Consider the following 18,592-nt stretch of genomic DNA (forward strand, 5'->3'; position numbering starts at 1 on the left):
CGAACATCTATTTTGCCTTTACCGGCAGCGTGCCGAACCCTGACGAGGCCTCTCTCAAACGCGGAAAGAATCGTTTCGAGTACTATACCAAACATGTCGGCAAGGTTCTGGCCGTAGGCTCGACGTTCGGATGGCAGGTGGAAGAGGTAGTAGAGGCTCACCAAAGCGAAAGCGCCACGTCAGACGGGGAGGACAGCTGAGATGATCACCCCGGCGCAGCACGAACCACAGAAACTCGCCTAAGTGATGGAACGCGTCATCCCGGATCAGTGGCCTTTGTTCCTGACCAAGGAACAACTGTGCGCCTATCTGGGTGGCATGGACGAACGCACCCTGTCCAAAATCCTGCCGGTGCAGCCGCTTGACCTTGGGGCCAATATCCTGCGGTGGAACAGGCAACAGGTGGACGCATGGGCCGCAAGCCTGCCGCCCCGGTTGCCAAAGGCCATGAAGGCGAGCAATGATGCCGGATTGGCTCGGGCCGAACCGGCACCTCAGGAGCCGGAGGACGAAGACTTAGGATTGACCGCCGCCGAAATCGCCCTGAGACGGGCACAAAAACGGGCGGCAGGAGGCAGGGGCAAATGTCGGAAGAGGGCAGGTTGATCAAGGTTCCGAACGTGCAGCGCGTGAAAACGCGCTTCGGCACGGTCAATCTGTATTTCCGCATGGGCGACTACCGCGAAGGCCCTTTGAAATCGGCAGACGGTACGCAAGAGCTGATGGACGAAGTGAACGCGATCAAGGCCCGCCTCCAACGCGCCGCCGACGCCCACAAGCGCCCAAAGACGGGCACCGTGGGCGGCATCCTCGCCACCTATAACAAATCAGCCGAATTTCTGGCCTTGGCCCGCTCAACCCAACGCGAATATCAATTCATCATTGATGAGCTGGCCAAGGACTGCGACACCATGCTCCTGAGCGACCTCACGCGCGCATGGGTAATTGAGATGCGCAACGCTTGGGCGCAACGCGGCCACCGTGTCAGTGATCTTCGGGTGCAGGTACTTAAGAACGCCTGTCAGCCGATCATTGACGATGACAAAGACACCCGCATCGAAGGCGACCCGTTCCATAACGTCAAAAAAGCCCCGCGCCCCCACGACGCGGGCGAAGCTCACCCGATTTGGGAAGACCATGAGGTCTATGCCGCCATTGATGCGGCTATCGAGAAAGGACAGGCGGGCCTTGCCCGTGCTATCGCGCTTGCCCGCTTCGGTGGCTTCCGACGCGGCACGGCCTGCAAGATGCCCTTGGGCGCGCGTATCATTGGGTATGACGACGACGGCACCCCACACCGCCGCCTCTATTGGATAACGGAAAAGCGCCGCGTCCTTTGCGATAAACGCGAAGACGCGCGCCTTACGGCGGTTATGGATCGGACCCTAAACCAGACCATAACGATTGCCTACAACAGCCGAAACCAGCCGTGGAAAGAGCGGCAGTTGAATCAGGCCCTTGACCGCCTGATGGCCCGGTTGGCCAAGGCCGGGAAGGTGAGGGCGGCAACCGACGACGACGGAGAGGTCTATTGCCCCCTGACGATCCACGGCCTGCGGCATTCACGCGGCGTTGAACTGGCCCACGCCGGAGCGTCGGACGCGGAGATTATGGGACAGCTTGAACAGCTCTCTCCCGCCGCCGCGCAGGAATACCGTCGTCAAGCCAACCGCCGCCGCATGGCCGATAGCGCACAGGACAAGGTGGACAACGTGGTGAAGCTGCGCGCTGGTCATAAGGCCAAGCGCGCAGCAGAGCTATAGATTACAGCATTCGTCGCCAGCCTGCGCGACGGATAAGAAGATCAACTCCCTCAGGGTTTGCACCGATAGTGCATCCGTCACAATTGGGGGAGACCTGAAAGACAGATACGCCATCGTTCACACCGAGTGTATTGAACAAGAGGTTACAGATTGTCTCAGCAGGCCCAACCAATTCGGCTACCCACAAAGACTCTAAGAGCCTTTTGGCGTCCCAAAGGCTAAGCAGTTTATACAATGCGGAATAGTCATGCGGGGCACGGTCATCGTAGCTAATCAAGAAAACGGCCATTGCCGGTCCTTTCGTGAAAAGGAATCAGATTGACTGGCGACGCAGCATGTTCGATAAGGTCATGGTGATCACGAGCCAACCTGATCAGTTGGTAGAAAAAAGAAGTAGCCCTGATGTGCGCGAACACATCAGGGCTTTTTTCTGCACGGATTCCAGTGTTCTGCCAAGCGCGCGTTAACGTTTTGTTCACATCTTCTTTCGCCGCCCGGTAGCGCGCGGGACGAGGTTGACAGGGTGGCGAAGTTGCAGGTCGGATCGACAGCCTGAAAGCCGGGCTAGAACGCAGGGTAAACGCGACCTGTAAAACCAACTGTAAAACACCTGTAAAACCTCAGTCGATTTTCAGGCCCAAAAGGCCACTAAGGCCCAGAAAGACAAAAGGCCAACCGGTTGAACCGATTGGCCTTTTTGACGATTGAAACGAATGGCGCACTCGAAGAGATTCGAACTCCTGACCCTCAGATTCGTAGTCTGATGCTCTATCCAGCTGAGCTACGAGTGCGTGTCCGTTTCGTGTTCCCGCCTCAGCGGCGAGGGCCGGACAATTAGTCTCTTGCCATTTTAAACGCAAGCGCTTTTAAAAAGTTTTCCCCTGATTTTGTGATTTTTTTGAAAAGAGCGGTTGTGCGCCTGTCTGCGGAACGCAGGCATGGCTCTTGCTGATCTGAGCGGGCCTTGACTCATTTCGGGACAATAACCGTGGCGATCAAACACAATTATGCCTTTCGGCGGGAAACCGCTGACAAGCCGCTCAAACCGTCTCCGGTGCGCCCGCTCGACATCATTGTTGGGCTTAGTATCGGCATGGCGCTGGCGGCGTTTTTGATCTTTTGACCCTAACCCGAATGCAACCGGCGTTCGACCTGCGACACACGCAGGGCCAGCAGGGCGGCGGTAAAGCACATGAGGGCGCAGAACCACAGCGGGCCATCGGCGCCCATCTGACTGAACAGGAAGCCCGCCACCACCGGCCCGGCAATGCGCGCAATGGCTCCGGTCGATTGATTGAGGCCCAGCATGGCCCCCTGACGGTCGGTGGCCGTCGATTTTGAAATAATGGCTGAGATCGAGGCGAAGATCACCGCCTGCCCCAGGGCCGCCAGCATGACCAGCGGCGTCACCAGCATGGGTATCTGATTGATCCCTTGTAGGAAGAAGCCCATGCCGAACACGCTCAGCCCCAGCACCAGTATGCGCGCTTCGCCGTAACGGCGCACCAGCGGGCGGGTAAAGACCATCTGCATAAGCGCGGCGGTGACGCCGATAAACAGAAAGACCAGACTGACTTCCCGCGGGCCCCAGTCGTAGCGCGCCTTAGCCCACAGGCCGAAGGTGGCCTCAAGCCCGGCCAGTGCGGCCATGTAGAACAAGGTGGAGAGGATCAGGCGGCTGATGATCGGATGGCGGCGGGCTTCGGCAAGGGTGGCGCGGAAATTTTGCGGGGCTGCATGGGTGCGCACGCGGCTTTCACGCACATAGAAGAGGATGCCTAGGGTCGCCACGGCCGACAGACCTGCCGCGAGAAACAGAGGCAGACGGAATCCGGCGGCCCCGGCCTCTTCGTGGGCCAGAAACCCGCCCATGACCGGGCCGATCACAAAGCCCAGCGAGAAGGCGGCACCGATCAGGCTCATGCGGCCAGCCCGCTGATGCGGTTCGGACATGTCCGACACGTAGGACTGGATGCACGACACGTTGCCGGAGCCGATACCGTTCAGGAAGCGGATCGCGATAGCCCACCACACATTGGGCGCAAAGGCCAGCAGCACATAAAAGAGGATATTGGACGCGGTGGTGATCAGCAGAACCGGTTTGCGCCCCCACTTGTCCGACAGGCTGCCCCACAGGGGTTCGGCAAAAAACTGCCCCAGTGAATAGGCCGCGAACATCAGCGTCACCTGCCACGGCCCGGCGTTCAGCGTCTGGGCGAAGAACGGCATCAGCGGCACCAGCAGGCCAAAGCCCACCAGATTGATGAAGACGACAGCGAACATGACGCTGAGCGCGCCATTGTCCATTATGGCGCGTCTGAGGGTCGGCTTGCCGCCTTTTGTGTCGGGTGAGGTGGCGGTCTCGGCGTCGGGCCCTGAGACGGACGGTTCCGGTCGGGGCGGCTGGGGCTTCGTCACTGACATTGACATTCTATAGTGCATTTGGGTGCAGGTGCGAAAGCCCCGCCTTTCGCCTTCACACGGTTTTTGAAACAGGGGTGTCTTGACTCGTTTAAAATGTTCTTGTTATGTTCTTTTTATGCAAGCGGTGAAGACCAGACAGTGGGACGACGGGAGCGGGCTGAAATGGCTCTATCTCGACATGAACAGCTTTTTCGCCAGTTGCGAACAGCAAGCTGATCCGTCTTTGCGGGGTCGGCCGCTGATCGTGGTGCCGGTGGATAGCGAATATACCTGCGCCATCGCGGCCAGTCAGGAGGCCAAGCGGCTGGGGATCAAGACCGGGACGCAGGTAAAGATCGCAAGACAGATATGTCCGGAGCTGAAGGTCGTTCAGGCGCGCCCCGATGAATATGTGCGCATCCACCATCGAATTCTCGAAGAGGTCGATCACGTCATCCCCGTCGAAAAGGTCTGTTCGATTGATGAGGTGGCCTGTCGGTTGATGGGGCCGGAGACGATGGAAGCGGCGGCGCGGGCGCTGGGGCATCGCATTCAAAGGCGGATTTTATCGAATATTGGCGAATGTCTGACGGCTTCAATCGGGCTGGCTCCGTCGCGGATGCTGGCCAAGACAGCGGCCGATATGCAAAAGCCGCTGGGGATGACGGTGCTGCGTCGCGACCAGTTGCCGGGGCCCTTGCTCGATATCGACATCGGCGACTTTCCCGGGGTTGGGCCAGCCATGAAGCTGCGGCTGTTTAAGGCCGGCATTAACGATCCGCGTCAGCTCTGGCACCTCAGCCCCAGCCGGATGCGGCAGTTGTGGGGTGGCATCGGCGGGGATCAGTTCTGGTACGCCCTGCACGGTATTGACCCGCCGGAGATCGAGACCGAGCGCGGCAGTATCAGCCATTCGCACGTTCTGGCCGCTGAACTGCGCCCGGTGGACGCTGCCCGCGCCGTGGCCCGGCGACTGACGGCCAAGTGCGGGTCGCGGCTGCGACGCATGGGCTATAAGTGCGGCGGGCTGCACCTGTCGATCCGCGGGACACAAGAAGGCCGAGCGCAGGCCGAGCGCCTGTTTATGGCCACGGCCGACAGTTTCCGGATGCTGGAAGCGGCGGATGCGTTGTGGGACGTCTGCGTGCGCACCCTTAACCAGACGCGCATCAAGAAGGTGTCGGTCACCTGTCTGCGCCTGATTCCGGCGGATACGGTGCCTGACCTGTTCGGCTATAGTCCGGCAGCGGACGAAGACCCGCGCCATATGCGCCTGCTGGAGGCGATGGACGCCCTCAATCAGCGCTTCGGCAAGGATCGCATCAGCATCGGGCCAAAGCCTAAATTGCATGAGTTTGTAGGTGCCAAGATCGCCTTTAACCGGGTGCCCGAAACGCCAGAGTTCTGGGAATGAGGTTGAGGGCTTGGGCAGTGCAGCAATTTTGGGTTCTCAAACGCCCAAGGGAGGGGTATAGCTTAGGTTATGAACGACAAGGTCTTCTATACCAGCGCGGCGGTGGTCGCCATTCTGATGATTGCGCTCAGCCTTGTCTGGCCGCAGGGGCTGGGGACGCGCTCGCCGGCGCCGTTTGGCCATGAGGTCGTTCTGCCCGATGTCGTGCGGGCTCAACGCGAGAAGGCCGATCGCGACGCCAAGCGCAAGGCCGAGCAGGCCGCTGAGCGTGCCGCCAAGGCACAGGCGGCCACTGAGGCCTCGGCCTCTTCGACCTCTTCGGCTTCCGCACAATAGAACCGATGACGCGCGTTCTGGTGTTTGGCTACGGCTTTATCGGCGCGGCCTTTGCCGATCTGTGCCGGGCGCGCGGTTATCGCGTGTCGGCCACGGCACGCACGGCGGAAAAGCGAACATGGCTGGCCGGGCAGGGGATCGACGCCGTGGACCCGCTCAACCCGCAACTGAGCAATATCGCGGCGGCCGCCGACCTTATCCTGATCACACCTGCGCCGGATGACTCGGGTTGTCCGGCCTTTGCGGCGCTGGGTGCTGCCTTGCGTGATGCGCCACGCAAATGGCTGGGTTATCTTTCGACCACCGGTGTCTATGGTGACCGGGGCGGCGGTTGGGCCTTTGAGGATCAGGCCCTCACGCCCCTGTCCACAGAAGGCCGCCGCCGCGTGCAGGCCGAATCGCAATGGCAATCCTTAAGCGGTCAGCACGATGTGGCGGTGTTCCGTCTGCCCGGTCTGTACGGTGTGGGGCGCAGCGTCATCGAACGGCTGCGTGACGGGACGGCGCGGCGCATCCACAAGCCGGGTCAGGTCTTTTCGCGCCTTTATGATACCGACTGCGCCGACGCCCTGATGCGCAGCGCCGATCGTCGGCGCGCGGGCGCAGTCTATAATCTGTGCGACGATGAGCCAGCCCCGGCGGATGCGGTTCTGGTGTGGGCGGCGCAGACCTTTGGGTTTGCGGTGCCACCCGGAATCCCGTTTGACGCGCCGGACCTGAGCCCCGGCATGCGTCGCTTCTATGCCGAAAACAAACGCGTTTCCAATGCCCTGGCCAAGGCTGAACTGGGCTGGCGACCGCAATTCCCGACCTATCGCGAAGGCCTGCGCGATGTCTGGCGGTTAGTGCAGAATGGCTCCGCCATTTCGCACTAAATTTTTGTTTGTCGCGCAATCTTTCCGTAAAGTGGTGCCCACTTTATCGGATTGCGCTTAGTAGGCCAGAGCCAGACCGTCCTTGCGCATTTCGGTGGCCGCCCCATAGGCCCGACCCAAAGGATCGGTCTGCGTCACGATGGCCTGATAGCCGCCATAATTGCCGGGTGACGGCTTGATCGACCAGCCGAGCTTTTCCAGACCGGCGCGCGTTTCCAGCGGCACGCCGCTTTCGAGATTGAGCGTGCCGATGCCTTCCGCCGCCTCGCCGGTGGGTTCCGAAGACCCTTCGTGGTGCCAGCGCGGCGCATCGCCCGCCTCTTGTAAGCCCAGCCCATAGTCGATCAGGTTGACGAGAATCTGCGCCTGACCCTGCGGCTGCATATCACCGCCCATGACGCCGAAGCTGAGCCACGGCTGACCATTCTTGCAGGCAAAGCCGGGGATGATGGTGTGGAACGGCCGCTTGCCCGGCGCGTAGATATTCGGCGAACCGTCGCGCAACGAAAACAGTTCGCCGCGGTCCTGAAGCATAAATCCGAGACCGTCGGGAATCAGGCCTGATCCCATGCCGCGATAGTTGGACTGAATCCAACTCACCATCATGCCGTCTTTGTCCGAGACTGTGAAATAGGTGGTGTCGCCGCGCGCCGGAGCCTCATAGGGGACGATGCGCGGCAGGATGGCGTCCTGACGGATTTTCGCCGCCTGTTCCTGCGCATAGGCCTTGGACAACAAGGCTTCGACCGGGATTTTGGAGAAAGCGGGATCGCCAAAGAATTTGGCCCGGTCCTCAAAGGCCAGACGCTTGGCCTCGATCTGGGTGTGCAGCGAAGCGGTGGTCTGGAACCCCATGCCTTTCAGGTCGAACGTCTCCAGAATGTTCATCATCTGAAGCGTGGACAGGCCCTGCGTATTGGCTCCTAAGCCCAGCACCTCGACGCCGCGATAGGTGGTTTTCAGCGGTGTGGTCTCTTCGCCGTGATGCGCCATCAGGTCTGACTTGCGCATATGCCCGCCGATGCGGCGGAAATAGGCGTCGATGGTGTCGGCGATCTGCCCCTCATAGAAGCTGCGCGCACCGTTTTCGGCGATATAACGATAGGTGCGCCCAAGGTCCGGGTTGCGGAAAATTTCGCCTTCGCGCGGGGTGCGTCCGTTCGGCGCGTAAACCTTCAGGAAGTTCTGCACCTCCTCAATGCCCGCGTTGGGGTTGGTAAAGCGCCGGTAGCTGGCGTTGAGGTAAAAGGCGATGGTCTGGGCCACCGGCACGCCGCGTTCGCACAGGGCTATGGCCGGGGCCAGCACGTCGGCGAATTTCAGTTTGCCGTAGCGGGCGTGCATCTGCCCCCAGGTGTCCACAGCGCCGGGCACGGAGACCGAGACGCTTCCCCACGACGGGATGTGGCCGTTCTTTGCTTTTGAGCGCACATAGTCGAGGCTCATGCCCTTGGGTGAGCGGCCCGACCCGTTAAACCCGACCACCGTCTTCTGCGCCGGGGCCCACAGCATCACATAGGCATCCCCACCGATGCCGCAGGCAATGGGCTCAAGGAAGCCCAGCGCCGCATTGATCGCGATGGCGGCGTCGATGGCCGACCCGCCCTGCCGCAGGATATCTATGCCAATCAGGCTGGCCAGCGGGTGCGCGGTGGCGGCGGCCCCTTGCGTGCCCCAGACGGTCGAACGCCCGGCGAATCTGGCCCCGGTAATGCGGTCCCCGCCGTGCAGCGGGTCCAGCGCCAGAGCCGGGGTGGCGGCGAGGGCGGGCAGGGCGGCAAAAAAGGATCGGCGGTGCATGGGCAAACTCCTTGTGGCGGTGAACATCTGGGGCCGGAAGTGATGAACTGGCAAGAAGCATTGTCTCGAATCGAAGAAAATACTCCCCATGATTGCATTCGACTCATTTCGCGCATATGTTGTTTCTGTCTTGTCGGGAGGGAGGGACTTTCATGCGAATCAATACCAATCATCGCCTGCTCGGAGACGGCGGGGCTTCTGTGCCCTTCGTGGCGTCAGCGAATGTGGGGGGCGTGCTGGAAACGGGTGCGCCGCAGTTTCTGATCATTCATTACACGGCAGGGGGGACATCGGATGGCGCCGTGAGCTGGTTCCGCCGACCGGACGCCAAGGCGTCGGCGCATCTGATCATCGGGCACACAGGCGACATTACCCAGATGGTGCCGTTCAATCAGGTGGCTTGGCACGCCGGAAAATCCAGCTTTGGGGCTGTAACCGGCCTCAATAGCTGTTCGGTCGGTATCGAAATCGTCAATTGGGGTTTGTTAAGAGGCGCGCCGGGCAACTGGACAAGTTATACGGGCGCCCCGGTCCCAGACAGCCGTGTGCTGGTCGCCCGACATAAGAATTTCGATGTGACGAAATCCCATGGCTGGGAAATTTATGATGAAGCGCAATGGCAGGCGGTGTGTCTGGCCGCCAGTGCCATCGTTGCTCATTACGGTATTAGCGAAGACCATGTTCTGGGGCATGAAGATATTGCCCCCGGCCGCAAGCAGGACCCCGGCCCGGCGTTTGACATGAACCGCTTTCGAGCCAGGATTTTTGGTCGCCATACAACACCGGCCGCCCTTTACGAGGTTACGGCCCAAAATGGACTTTCGCTGCGCGTCGGTCCCGGCATTGACCACCAGCGACTGGCGCTCTTGCCGAACGGGCAGGCTCTACGTCTGTTGGCCAGTGATGGTCTTTGGTGGCAGGTCGCTGTCGTGGACGCCAACGGCAACGATGATCTGACAGGCTGGGTACATTCACAGTGGGTGAAGTAAACCTTTGCGCAACCCCCGCACCGTATCGATCAGACGCCGCAGATCGGCCGGGCTGGACAGGCGGTGATCACCGCCCTTGATCAGTTCCAGCGTCACGTCTTTTGACGACAGGTGCTGCGCCAGCCTCAAGCCGTGCTGCCACGGTACCACCTCGTCCGCAAGGCCGTGCAGGATGCGCACCGGGCCGTCAAAGACGAGAGGCTGATCCAGCACCCGGTGGTCGCGCGCCTCATCGAAAAAGGCCTGCGACATGGGCACGTCGTAGTCGTAGCCGCGCAGATGGAAGAAGCCGGAAACCTCCAGCGCCCGCCGGTCTTCGGGCGATAGCGACGACAGCATCAATTTGGTAGCAAAATCCGGCGCCGGGGCGATCAGCACGGCGGCTTTCACGCGTTCGGGCCGGTCGCGCATCAGCAGCGACGCCATCCAGCCGCCCATGCTTGAACCGATGATCAGCAGCGGTCCGTCGGTCAGATGATCGACTATGTCCAGGACATTCTGCCGCCACTGGCCGATGCGCGCCTCTTCCCAGCGGCCGGGGCTTTCGCCGTGCGCGGCATAGTCGAAACGCAGGAAATCCCAGCCTTCGGTCCGCGCGGTCTGCGCCAGCGCTTGCGCTTTTGAACCGGTCATGTCCGACTTAAAACCGCCCAGCCACAGGACGGTCGGTCCATTGCCCTTGATGTGTCGATAAGCGATCGATTCGTTGAGAAACTGCGTGCTGTCTTGATTTGGCTCGGTGCTCATGCGCATAAGCCTTAATTGCCCGGAGCCTCTCGAACAAGCGCTTATGCCCCTCATATCCTCTCCTTCCTCCTTTCCCTATACCGTGATGCAGGTCGTCCCTGAGTTGGATACTGGCGGCGTGGAGCAGACCGTGGTGGATGTGGCGCGCGCCGTGATCGAGGCAGGCGGGCAGGCCATTGTAGTCTCAAAGGGTGGACGGCTTGAGGGCTATCTGAAGCAGATCGGCGCGGTCGTTGTGCCCCTGCCTGTGCATTCCAAGAATCCCTACGTGCAGTTCAAGAATTACTATGCGCTGCGGGCGCTTATCCGCAAAGAAAAGCCGGACATCGTGCACGTGCGTTCGCGCGCCCCGGCGCTGTCGGCGCTGCCCGCCGCGAAGGCCGAAGGCGTTAAGACCGTCACTACTTATCACGGTATCTATAAGGCGGGGTCGGGGTTCAAGCGCTGGTACAACGGGCGCATGACCACGGCGGATGTGGTGATCGCCAATTCTAACTACACGCGCGACCATGTCCTGCGCGAATACGACCTCGACCCGGCGAAAATCATCGCCGTGCCGCGTGGTGTGGACCTCAAAAAGTTTGATCCGGGTGCGGTCGATGAGGCGCGCAAGGATAGGCTGGCGCAAGCCTGGGGGATTGACCGCAGCGATGGACGCACGCGGTTCCTGCTGGCTGGACGCCTGACGCGATGGAAGGGGCAGACGCTCGTCATTGAGGCGCTGAAAGGGTTGGGGCGCAGCGATTTGCAACTGATCCTCGCCGGTGACGATCAGGGCCGCAGCGACTATACGCAGGCATTGCGCGCGTTGGCGGCAGGTCTGGGCCTTGAGGCGCAGGTCAAGATCGTCGGCCACTGTTCCGACATGCCCGCCGCCTACAGCCTGTGCGATTTCGCGCTGGCTCCATCGCTGGAGCCGGAGGCCTTTGGGCGCACGGCGGTCGAGCCTCAGGCCATGGGCCGCCCGGTACTGGCGGCTAAGCATGGTGCGACGGCGGAAACGGTCGAAGACGCGGTGAGCGGCTGGCTGGTGACGCCCGGCGATGTGACGGCGTGGGCCGATGCCATGCGCGTAGCGGCCCTGACCTCGGCCCCGGCGCGTGCCGTCATGGGGGCGGCCGGGCGGGCGCGCGTGCATGAGCGCTTCAGCCTTGAGAGCATGTGCGCGGCAACCCTTGATATCTACCGCTCCCTGCTTACATGAGGCGGTGGCACAACGGGCTGAAAAATTAACCTCTTGTGCGCCATAAAGGGGATTGATCACCCCTAGGCCCTTCCTATAATTAGGCCCCAATTCCGGACAGGTGAGTCCGGTCCGTTTAAACAGTCCATGGAGACATCCCTATTCGTCGCCCAATGCAAGCCCCGCCCGCGAAAGACGGCCCCCGTATCAATCAGGACATTAAGGTTCCGCGCGTCCTTTTGATCGACCAGAACGGTGAGAAGCAAGGCATCATGCCGACCTCCGCCGCGCTCGAAGCCGCCGAGGAAGCCGGACTTGATCTGGTCGAAGTCTCCCCGACCGCCGATCCTCCCGTCTGCAAGATTCTCGACTACGGCAAGTACCGCTTCCAGGAGCAGAAGAAGAAGGCCGAAGCCCGCAAGAAGCAGAAGGTCGTCGAAATCAAGGAAATCAAGCTCCGCCCCAATATCGACAAGCACGATTATGAGGTGAAGGCTAAGGCCATGACGCGCTTCTTTGAAGAAGGCGATAAGGTCAAGGTGACGCTGCGCTTCCGTGGCCGTGAAATGGCCCACCCGGAACTGGGTATGAAGCTGCTCAATCAGGTCAAGGCCGACTTCGAGGCAACCACCAAGGTGGAATATGAGCCCAAGATGGAAGGCCGCCAGATGATCATGATTCTGGCCCCGAAATAGATTTTCGGCCTATTCGATGGAATTGGAACCGGCTCCGATGTTTAATCGGGGCCGGTTTTGTTTCTGAGGTGTGCATGTCCTTAATTCTGTTTGATCGCAACGCCCTGCCTGAGCCCGAAGCGGGCGCGCCGGCTCCGGAGCGCGTCGTGTCCGGTGATCCGCGCTTTCTGACGTGGAACCTCGACACCTCTGAGGATGAAAGGACATATGCCGGCTTCTGGCAGGCGACGCCGGGCGCGTGGCGCGTCGTCTATGACGAATGGGAATATTGCGAAATCCTCGAAGGCGTCTCGATATTGCACGAGGACGGCAAGGCCCCGCTGCGGCTGGTGGCCGGGACGCGCTTCGTCATTCAGCCGGGCTTCACCGGCGTGTGGGAGGTGGTCGAGACCGCGTTGAAGACCTATGTGATCCGGCTTTAGCTGCGACAATAATTCCCCTGTGAATCCCCCTTGTGTGGCGTGAAGATCACACCATATCGGAGAGCATGAGCGGTTGCTTCCGTCGAAGGGCCGATCACATCCATCCGCCTCTAAAGGGGAAGCCAGACGATGAATATCGAAAAATACTCTGAGAAAACTCAGAAGCTTATCCAAAGCGCGCAGGCTATTGCCCAAAGCCGCAACCATCAGTATTTCACGCCGCTGCATCTGCTTAAGGCGCTGACCGAGGACCGTGAGTCCGTGGCGCGGCCTTTGATCGAGCGCGCGGGCGGACGCCCCGAAGCCTTTGTCGGCGCGGTCGATACGGCGCTGAACAAGCTGCCGTCCGTCACCGGTGGGACGCAACAGCTTTACATGCACAATGATACCGCCAAGGCCTTCACCGAAGCGGAAAACGACGCCAACAAGGCAGGTGATGCCTTCGTCACGGCCGACCGTCTGCTGGTGGCCGCACTGAACAACAGCGACGGAGCGGCCCTGCTCAAGTCGGCGGGCACCTCGCTGGGGTCGCTGAAAGACGCGCAGAAGGAGTTTCGCAAGGGCAAGCCCGCCAACTCCGCCAATGCCGAGGCCGGGTTCGACGCGCTCAACAAATATGCGCGGGACCTCACGCAAGCCGCGCTGGATGGCAAGATCGACCCGGTCATCGGCCGTGACGAAGAAATTCGCCGAACCATTCAGGTGCTGGCCCGCCGCACCAAGAACAACCCCGTCCTGATCGGTGAGCCGGGCGTGGGTAAGACCGCCATTGTCGAAGGGCTGGCGCAGCGCATCGTCAATGGCGACGTGCCGGAATCGCTGAAAGACAAAAAACTGTTGTCGCTCGACATGGGTGCCCTGATCGCCGGGGCCAAGTACCGCGGCGAGTTCGAGGAGAGGCTGAAGGCCGTGCTCAACGAAGTCACGCAGGCCGAAGGCCAGATCGTGCTGTTTATCGACGAAATGCACACCCTGGTAGGTGCCGGTAAGTCGGACGGGGCGATGGACGCTTCGAACCTGCTCAAGCCCGCTCTGGCGCGCGGTGAACTGCATTGCGTCGGTGCGACCACGCTGGATGAATATCAGAAGCACGTCGAAAAGGACCCGGCTCTGGCCCGGCGCTTTCAGCCGGTCTTTGTGCAGGAACCGACGGTCGAAGACACCATCTCGATCCTGCGCGGCCTGAAGGAAAAGTACGAGGTCCACCACGGCGTCAAGATTTCCGATAGCGCTATTGTCGCGGCGGCGACCCTGTCGAACCGCTACATCGCTGACCGTTTCCTGCCGGACAAAGCTATTGACCTGATCGACGAGGCCGGTTCGCGCGTGCGGATGGCCGTCGATTCCAAGCCCGAAGAACTGGATGAACTGGATCGCCGTATCGTCCAGCTTAAGATCGAGCGCGAGGCCTTGCAGAAGGAAAGCGATCAGGGCTCAAAAACGCGCCTGGAAAAACTTAATGAGGAGTTGGGCGATCTGGAGGGCAAGTCGGCGCAACTGACCGCCCGCTGGCAGTCGGAAAAGGACAAGGTGGGGGCCGCCTCGCGCGCCCGCGAAGCGTTAGACCGTGCCCGGATCGAACTGGCGGCGGCGCAGCGGTCGGGCGACCTGCAACGGGCGTCGGAAATCCTCTATGGCCAGATTCCGCAGCTGGAAAAATGGGTCGCCGAGGCTGAAACCAAGTCGGAAGACGCCCCGCTGACGCCGGAAGTGGTTGATTCAGCGCAAATCGCTCAGGTGGTGTCGCGCTGGACCGGTATTCCGGTGGATAGGATGCTGGAAGGCGAGCGCGATAAGCTGCTGCGCATGGAGGATGAACTGCGCAAGCGGGTCGTCGGTCAGGACGAGGCGCTTGAGGCCGTGTCCGATGCCGTGCGCCGGGCGCGGGCAGGGCTGAAAGATCCTAACCGTCCGATCGGCTCCTTCCTGTTTTTGGGTCCGACGGGTGTCGGCAAGACCGAGCTGAACAAGGCGCTGGCCGAGTTCCTGTTTGACGATGAGACGGCCATCACGCGCCTCGACATGTCCGAATATATGGAAAAGCAAGCCGTTTCGCGCATGATCGGCGCGCCTCCGGGCTATGTTGGCTATGACGAAGGCGGGGCGCTGACCGAAGCCGTGCGCCGCCGGCCCTATCAGGTCGTGCTGTTTGACGAAGTCGAAAAGGCGCATCCGGACGTGTTCAACGTCCTGCTTCAGGTGCTGGACGACGGGCGGCTGACGGACGGGCAGGGGCGTGTGGTCGATTTCCGCAACACCCTGATCGTCATGACGTCCAATCTGGGGTCACAGTATCTCGTCAATATGGAGGACGGTCAGGACGTCGAAATGGTGCGCGGTCTGGTGATGGAAGAGGTCAAGCGCCACTTCCGGCCGGAATTCCTCAACCGCATTGACGAAACCATCCTCTTCCACCGCCTCGGCCGGGCGCAGATGGGCAATATCGTGCGTATCCAGCTCAAGGGTCTGGAAAAGCTGCTGAAGGATCGTCAGATGACCCTCGCCATTGACGACGCGGCGCTCAACCACCTGGCAGAGCTGGGCTATGAACCGGCCTATGGCGCGCGTCCGCTCAAGCGGGTGATCCAGAAGCAACTGGTCGATGCCATCGCCAAACGCATCCTTGTCGGAGAGTTCGCCGATGGCGACGTGATCAGCGTCAGTTTTGACGGCGATCATCTGGTGATCGGTCGTCCGACGGTTAATTAAGCCCGATCCAAAAAGTGCGAAGCGGTTTTTGGACTGGATTGCCCGACAATCAAAGACGCAGGGGCAGTTGCCCCTGCACCCGTTAGCTGGAGCAGATGGCCCCGTCGCGGCTCACGCGGCGGGGCTGTCTGCCTTACTTCCTCCCCCTGAAACGAAGTTCGGCGAAGCCAATTCAGGGGAGGGTGGCGCGACGCGCCGGGTGGGGTTAAGGTCTAGGTCAAAGTGACGATTTGCTGAAAGTGTTGCATGATATTTGCGTGGGGTAGGACTCGATATGTCGGTAAAACCGTTCTGATTGGCATTTCCTTCGTCGATGACGATGAGGTTGTACTTGGAACGTTTCAGACGCATGGAACGATCGTCGAAATATCTTCGGGACAAGGAATCGTGGTTGCCAAAGCTGACGGGAGTGGTACGTTTAATCTACCGCCAGACACCAAAGCCTTGGAGAAAGCGCCGCCCGGAGAGTATCGTCTGAAAACGACGGGTGAAGTCGTTATCGACCCGCATTACACAACCAGTTGGACCCTGAATGCGGCTCGACCGGAATTAATGGAAAATTACAAGCAAAACGGCTTTGGCCCGTTCGGTCCGAGTTGATTCACCACCTCAATCCTGTTTCCCCCCGCAGGATCGCATCGACCTCAGGTGTGTGTTTGCGCTCGCCTTCGTCGTGCAGGATCAGCGGCGGCAGAAGACGCAGCGGGGCCTTACCCAGCCGCTTGGCGCGCACCAGCACCCGCTTGGCCTCCTTATCGGCAAAGGGCTGGATGGGGCGGATAACGAACGAACCGCATTTCGGCAGGCCGCTTAAAATATCCCCCAGCCGGTCGGCGCGATGGATGAACACAATCTCTCCCCCATCGACCACGGCGGCCTGTGCGAAGTCGAGCCACGCCTGAAGCCCGTCATCGGCGATCCACGCCGGGCGCTTCAGTTCATGCGGGGCGCGCAGCGTCTCCGGATCGTCAAAATAAGGCGGATTGCTCAGAACCAGGTCAAATCGCGGCAGGTCGAATGCGCGGTATCCCGCACCAATATCGCCATGAATAGCGCGATGGTCGTCGCCCGCCTGCGCCAGATTGACCTGGGTCAGGGCAAAGGTTGCCGTGTCGCGCTCGATACCCACGGCACGCACCTGAGGGCAGCGCGCCGCCAGCGACAAAATGACGCCCCCCACACCACAGCCGAGTTCTAAAGCGCTCACGGCTCTTTCGGCACGCTCAGCCAGAAAACCCGCGGCACCCGCCGCCAGAAGGGCGCCGTCCATGCCGATTCGATAGCCCTTCGCCGGTTGCCACAACCGCACCCGTCCCCCCAGCAGGGTGGTCGGTAGGGCATCGGCAAGGGGGGGTAAGGCGGTCTCTGGCAAGGGGTGTGTATCCGGGACTGTAGCAATTTTATCGGGATATAGCACAAACTCGCCGTGCGGGGCATGGACTAAGCCGTAAAGGAAGTTTAAGGGGTTTAACACTTTCCAAGTGTGCCGGAGTAGTGGGTTTTGGATACGGCCAATATCGAGAAAACGCACAAATCCGCCCCCGCTGAGACGGCGGGTAAGGCGGATGTTGAGGCGCTGGTGCGCCTGTGCGCCGACGACATGGCGGCGGTCAACGCCATCATCACCGATCGTATGCAAAGCGATGTCGCGGTGATTCCCGCTCTGGCCGAACACCTGATCAGCGCCGGCGGTAAGCGTTTGCGTCCGTTGCTGTGCGTGGCGGCGGCGCGTCTGGCCGGTACGACGAATGTTCATCACCAAAAACTGTCGGCGGCCGTTGAGTTCATCCATACGGCTACCCTTCTGCACGATGACGTGGTCGATTCGAGCCAGTTGCGGCGTGGCAAGGTCGCGGCCCACCTCATCTGGGGCGCACCGTCTTCGGTGTTGGTCGGCGACTTCCTGTTTGCGCGGGCCTTTGAGTTGATGGTCGAAACCGACTCGCTTCAGGCGCTCGGCATCCTGTCCAAGGCATCTGGGGTCATCGCCGAAGGTGAAGTCCTGCAACTGATGAAGGCCTATGACGTCAATCTGACGGAAGCGACCTATATAGACATCATCTCGGCCAAGACCGCGGCCCTGTTTGCCGCGGCGTCCGAAAGCGGCGCGGTGGCGGCAGGGGCATCGGTGGCGCGTCAGCAGGCCCTGCGCGACTATGGCCTGAACCTCGGTCTGGCCTTTCAGATACAGGACGATGCGCTCGACTACGGCGGCACGGCCCAGAGCCTCGGCAAGAATGCCGGGGACGATTTCGCCGAAGGCAAGGCGACCCTGCCGCTGATCCTCGCCGTCAAGGCGACGCCGGAAGCGGCCGATTTCTGGCACCGCACTGTCTCGCTGCGCGAGCAGGCTGACGGCGATCTGGCGCAGGCTCAGGCCCTGATCGTCGAGTCGGGGGCGATGGCCAAGACGATCGAGACGGCCCGGTACTATGCGCAAAAGGCCAAGGACGCGCTGAACGGTTTTGAGCCCTCGGACTGGCGCGCAGCGCTGGAAGCGCTGGCTGACTACAGCGTCGAACGCACGAAGTAAGCACTCAAAATTATACCTCCCTGCCTATGGCGGGGAGGGGGACCGCACGACGCGCAAAGCGCTAGATGTGGTGGTGGGGTGTCTTTCCTACATTGAAATTGGTCAGGTGGTCGTTGTTCCGCAAGGACCACCCCACCCGTCATCGCTTTGCTATGCCACCCTCCCCGCCAGCGGGGAGGTGTAAGGCGGGCTACAACCCTTCCATATCCGGTGTCTTCCAGCGCTGCGCTCAGACAGCGAAGCGATAGCGTGACGATCATCTGGGCTGGCGTGGCGCTATAGTCCTTCCATATCCGGCGTCTTCCAACCCAGATGCTGGCCCGAATCGACGCAGATCATCTGGCCGGTCACCGAAGGGGCTTCGGCCAGAAATACCACGGCTTCGGCGATCTCTTCCGGTGTCACCCGCTTTTGCAGCAGGGTCGAGGCGGCCTCGGCCTCGAAATCGGCCTCGGTCTGGTGGATGGAGGGCAGGGTCGGACCCGGTCCCACAGCGTTGACGCGGATACGCGGGGCCAGTTCCTGCGCCAATGTGCGTGTGGCGTGCCACAGCCCGGCCTTTGACAAACCGTAGGAGAAGAAGGGCGGGGAGGGTTTCAGCACCCGCTGGTCGATCAGATTAACGATAGCCGCCCCATCAGGCAGCGCATCCTGCGCCGCGAACCCCTGCGTCAGCAGGACGGGCGCCAGCAGATTGGTGTTCATGTGCGCATGCCAGCGTTC

The 18,592-nt window shown here is 61.0% G+C and carries 19 protein-coding genes and 1 tRNA gene; 14 read left to right on the top strand and 6 right to left on the bottom strand.

What is annotated here, in order from left to right; translation table 11 throughout:
- The 3 genes from Q0072_RS12605 to Q0072_RS12615 form a co-directional block, all read left to right on the top strand.
- Nucleotides 1-200: hypothetical protein (locus tag Q0072_RS12605; RefSeq protein ID WP_298330649.1), on the top strand; the 200-nt coding region annotated here is incomplete at its 5' end.
- Between the two features lie 46 nt (nt 201-246).
- The gene (locus tag Q0072_RS12610; RefSeq protein WP_298330652.1) at nt 247-606 is read left to right on the top strand and encodes a hypothetical protein; all 360 of its coding nucleotides are present in this window, start codon (nt 247-249) and stop codon (nt 604-606) included.
- Nucleotides 603-1,763 (top strand): site-specific integrase, encoded by a 1,161-nt coding sequence (locus tag Q0072_RS12615; protein WP_298330655.1) that lies wholly within the window; start codon nt 603-605, stop codon nt 1,761-1,763. The genes Q0072_RS12610 and Q0072_RS12615 overlap by 4 nt, the downstream gene beginning before the upstream one ends.
- Before the next feature lie 714 nt (nt 1,764-2,477).
- Here the strand turns inward: Q0072_RS12615 and Q0072_RS12620 are convergent.
- A tRNA-Arg gene (locus Q0072_RS12620) sits at nt 2,478-2,554 on the bottom strand.
- 197 nt (nt 2,555-2,751) lie between these two features.
- Here Q0072_RS12620 and Q0072_RS12625 point away from each other — a divergent pair.
- Complete coding sequence (locus Q0072_RS12625) at nt 2,752-2,886, top strand: hypothetical protein (protein ID WP_298330657.1); 135 nt, start codon at nt 2,752-2,754, stop codon at nt 2,884-2,886.
- Nucleotides 2,887-2,888: 2 nt separating this feature from the next.
- Here Q0072_RS12625 and Q0072_RS12630 read toward each other — a convergent pair whose 3' ends face one another.
- On the bottom strand, nt 2,889-4,187 hold the full coding sequence (locus tag Q0072_RS12630) for an MFS transporter (RefSeq protein ID WP_298330660.1): 1,299 nt from the start codon (nt 4,185-4,187) through the stop codon (nt 2,889-2,891).
- Between the two features lie 115 nt (nt 4,188-4,302).
- On the opposite strand from Q0072_RS12630, the gene Q0072_RS12635 reads away from it, so the two are divergent.
- The 3 genes from Q0072_RS12635 to Q0072_RS12645 all read left to right on the top strand — a co-directional run bounded on the left by Q0072_RS12635 (nt 4,303) and on the right by Q0072_RS12645 (nt 6,791).
- Nucleotides 4,303-5,580 (top strand): DNA-directed DNA polymerase, encoded by a 1,278-nt coding sequence (locus Q0072_RS12635; protein WP_298330663.1) that lies wholly within the window; start codon nt 4,303-4,305, stop codon nt 5,578-5,580.
- 69 nt (nt 5,581-5,649) lie between these two features.
- Nucleotides 5,650-5,916 carry a hypothetical protein gene (locus tag Q0072_RS12640; RefSeq protein WP_298330665.1) on the top strand — a complete coding sequence of 89 codons (267 nt, stop codon included), beginning with the start codon at nt 5,650-5,652 and terminating at the stop codon, nt 5,914-5,916.
- 5 nt (nt 5,917-5,921) lie between these two features.
- Nucleotides 5,922-6,791 carry an SDR family NAD(P)-dependent oxidoreductase gene (locus Q0072_RS12645; protein WP_298330668.1) on the top strand — a complete coding sequence of 290 codons (870 nt, stop codon included), beginning with the start codon at nt 5,922-5,924 and terminating at the stop codon, nt 6,789-6,791.
- A gap of 57 nt (nt 6,792-6,848) precedes the next feature.
- Here Q0072_RS12645 and Q0072_RS12650 read toward each other — a convergent pair whose 3' ends face one another.
- Nucleotides 6,849-8,591, bottom strand: a complete 1,743-nt coding sequence (locus Q0072_RS12650; RefSeq protein ID WP_298330673.1) for a gamma-glutamyltransferase family protein — start codon at nt 8,589-8,591, stop codon at nt 6,849-6,851.
- Between the two features lie 152 nt (nt 8,592-8,743).
- Here Q0072_RS12650 and Q0072_RS12655 point away from each other — a divergent pair, with 152 nt between their 5' ends.
- The gene (locus Q0072_RS12655; protein ID WP_298330675.1) at nt 8,744-9,580 is read left to right on the top strand and encodes an N-acetylmuramoyl-L-alanine amidase; all 837 of its coding nucleotides are present in this window, start codon (nt 8,744-8,746) and stop codon (nt 9,578-9,580) included.
- Here the strand turns inward: Q0072_RS12655 and Q0072_RS12660 are convergent.
- Nucleotides 9,563-10,327: an alpha/beta fold hydrolase gene (locus tag Q0072_RS12660; RefSeq protein ID WP_298330677.1), complete on the bottom strand. Its 765-nt coding sequence runs from the start codon at nt 10,325-10,327 to the stop codon at nt 9,563-9,565. The genes Q0072_RS12655 and Q0072_RS12660 overlap by 18 nt on opposite strands.
- Before the next feature lie 43 nt (nt 10,328-10,370).
- Here Q0072_RS12660 and Q0072_RS12665 point away from each other — a divergent pair, with 43 nt between their 5' ends.
- The 5 genes from Q0072_RS12665 to Q0072_RS12685 all read left to right on the top strand — a co-directional run bounded on the left by Q0072_RS12665 (nt 10,371) and on the right by Q0072_RS12685 (nt 15,936).
- Entirely contained in the window at nt 10,371-11,531 is a 1,161-nt protein-coding gene (locus tag Q0072_RS12665; protein ID WP_298330679.1) for a glycosyltransferase family 4 protein, read from the top strand.
- Nucleotides 11,532-11,683: 152 nt separating this feature from the next.
- On the top strand, nt 11,684-12,205 hold the full coding sequence (gene infC / locus Q0072_RS12670) for a translation initiation factor IF-3 (RefSeq protein WP_013479112.1): 522 nt from the start codon (nt 11,684-11,686) through the stop codon (nt 12,203-12,205).
- A 74-nt stretch (nt 12,206-12,279) separates the two neighbouring features.
- Nucleotides 12,280-12,627, top strand: a complete 348-nt coding sequence (locus Q0072_RS12675) for a cupin domain-containing protein (protein ID WP_298330683.1) — start codon at nt 12,280-12,282, stop codon at nt 12,625-12,627.
- Nucleotides 12,628-12,756: 129 nt separating this feature from the next.
- Nucleotides 12,757-15,336, top strand: coding sequence for an ATP-dependent chaperone ClpB (clpB, locus tag Q0072_RS12680; RefSeq protein WP_298330686.1), 2,580 nt, complete (start codon nt 12,757-12,759; stop codon nt 15,334-15,336).
- A gap of 246 nt (nt 15,337-15,582) precedes the next feature.
- Complete coding sequence (locus tag Q0072_RS12685; protein WP_298330689.1) at nt 15,583-15,936, top strand: hypothetical protein; 354 nt, start codon at nt 15,583-15,585, stop codon at nt 15,934-15,936.
- Nucleotide 15,937: 1 nt separating this feature from the next.
- Here the strand turns inward: Q0072_RS12685 and Q0072_RS12690 are convergent, their stop codons facing one another.
- Nucleotides 15,938-16,606, bottom strand: coding sequence for a methyltransferase (locus Q0072_RS12690; RefSeq protein ID WP_298330696.1), 669 nt, complete (start codon nt 16,604-16,606; stop codon nt 15,938-15,940).
- Nucleotides 16,607-16,837: 231 nt separating this feature from the next.
- On the opposite strand from Q0072_RS12690, the gene Q0072_RS12695 reads away from it, so the two are divergent.
- Nucleotides 16,838-17,869 (top strand): polyprenyl synthetase family protein, encoded by a 1,032-nt coding sequence (locus tag Q0072_RS12695; protein WP_298330690.1) that lies wholly within the window; start codon nt 16,838-16,840, stop codon nt 17,867-17,869.
- Between the two features lie 276 nt (nt 17,870-18,145).
- On the opposite strand, the gene Q0072_RS12700 is transcribed toward Q0072_RS12695, so the two are convergent.
- Nucleotides 18,146-18,592, bottom strand: a 447-nt coding sequence (locus Q0072_RS12700; protein WP_298330693.1) for an SDR family oxidoreductase, incomplete at its 5' end; no start/stop codon positions are given.

It is taken from the genome of Asticcacaulis sp. (assembly GCF_027484505.1).
In the GTDB taxonomy this organism is placed as follows: domain Bacteria; phylum Pseudomonadota; class Alphaproteobacteria; order Caulobacterales; family Caulobacteraceae; genus Asticcacaulis.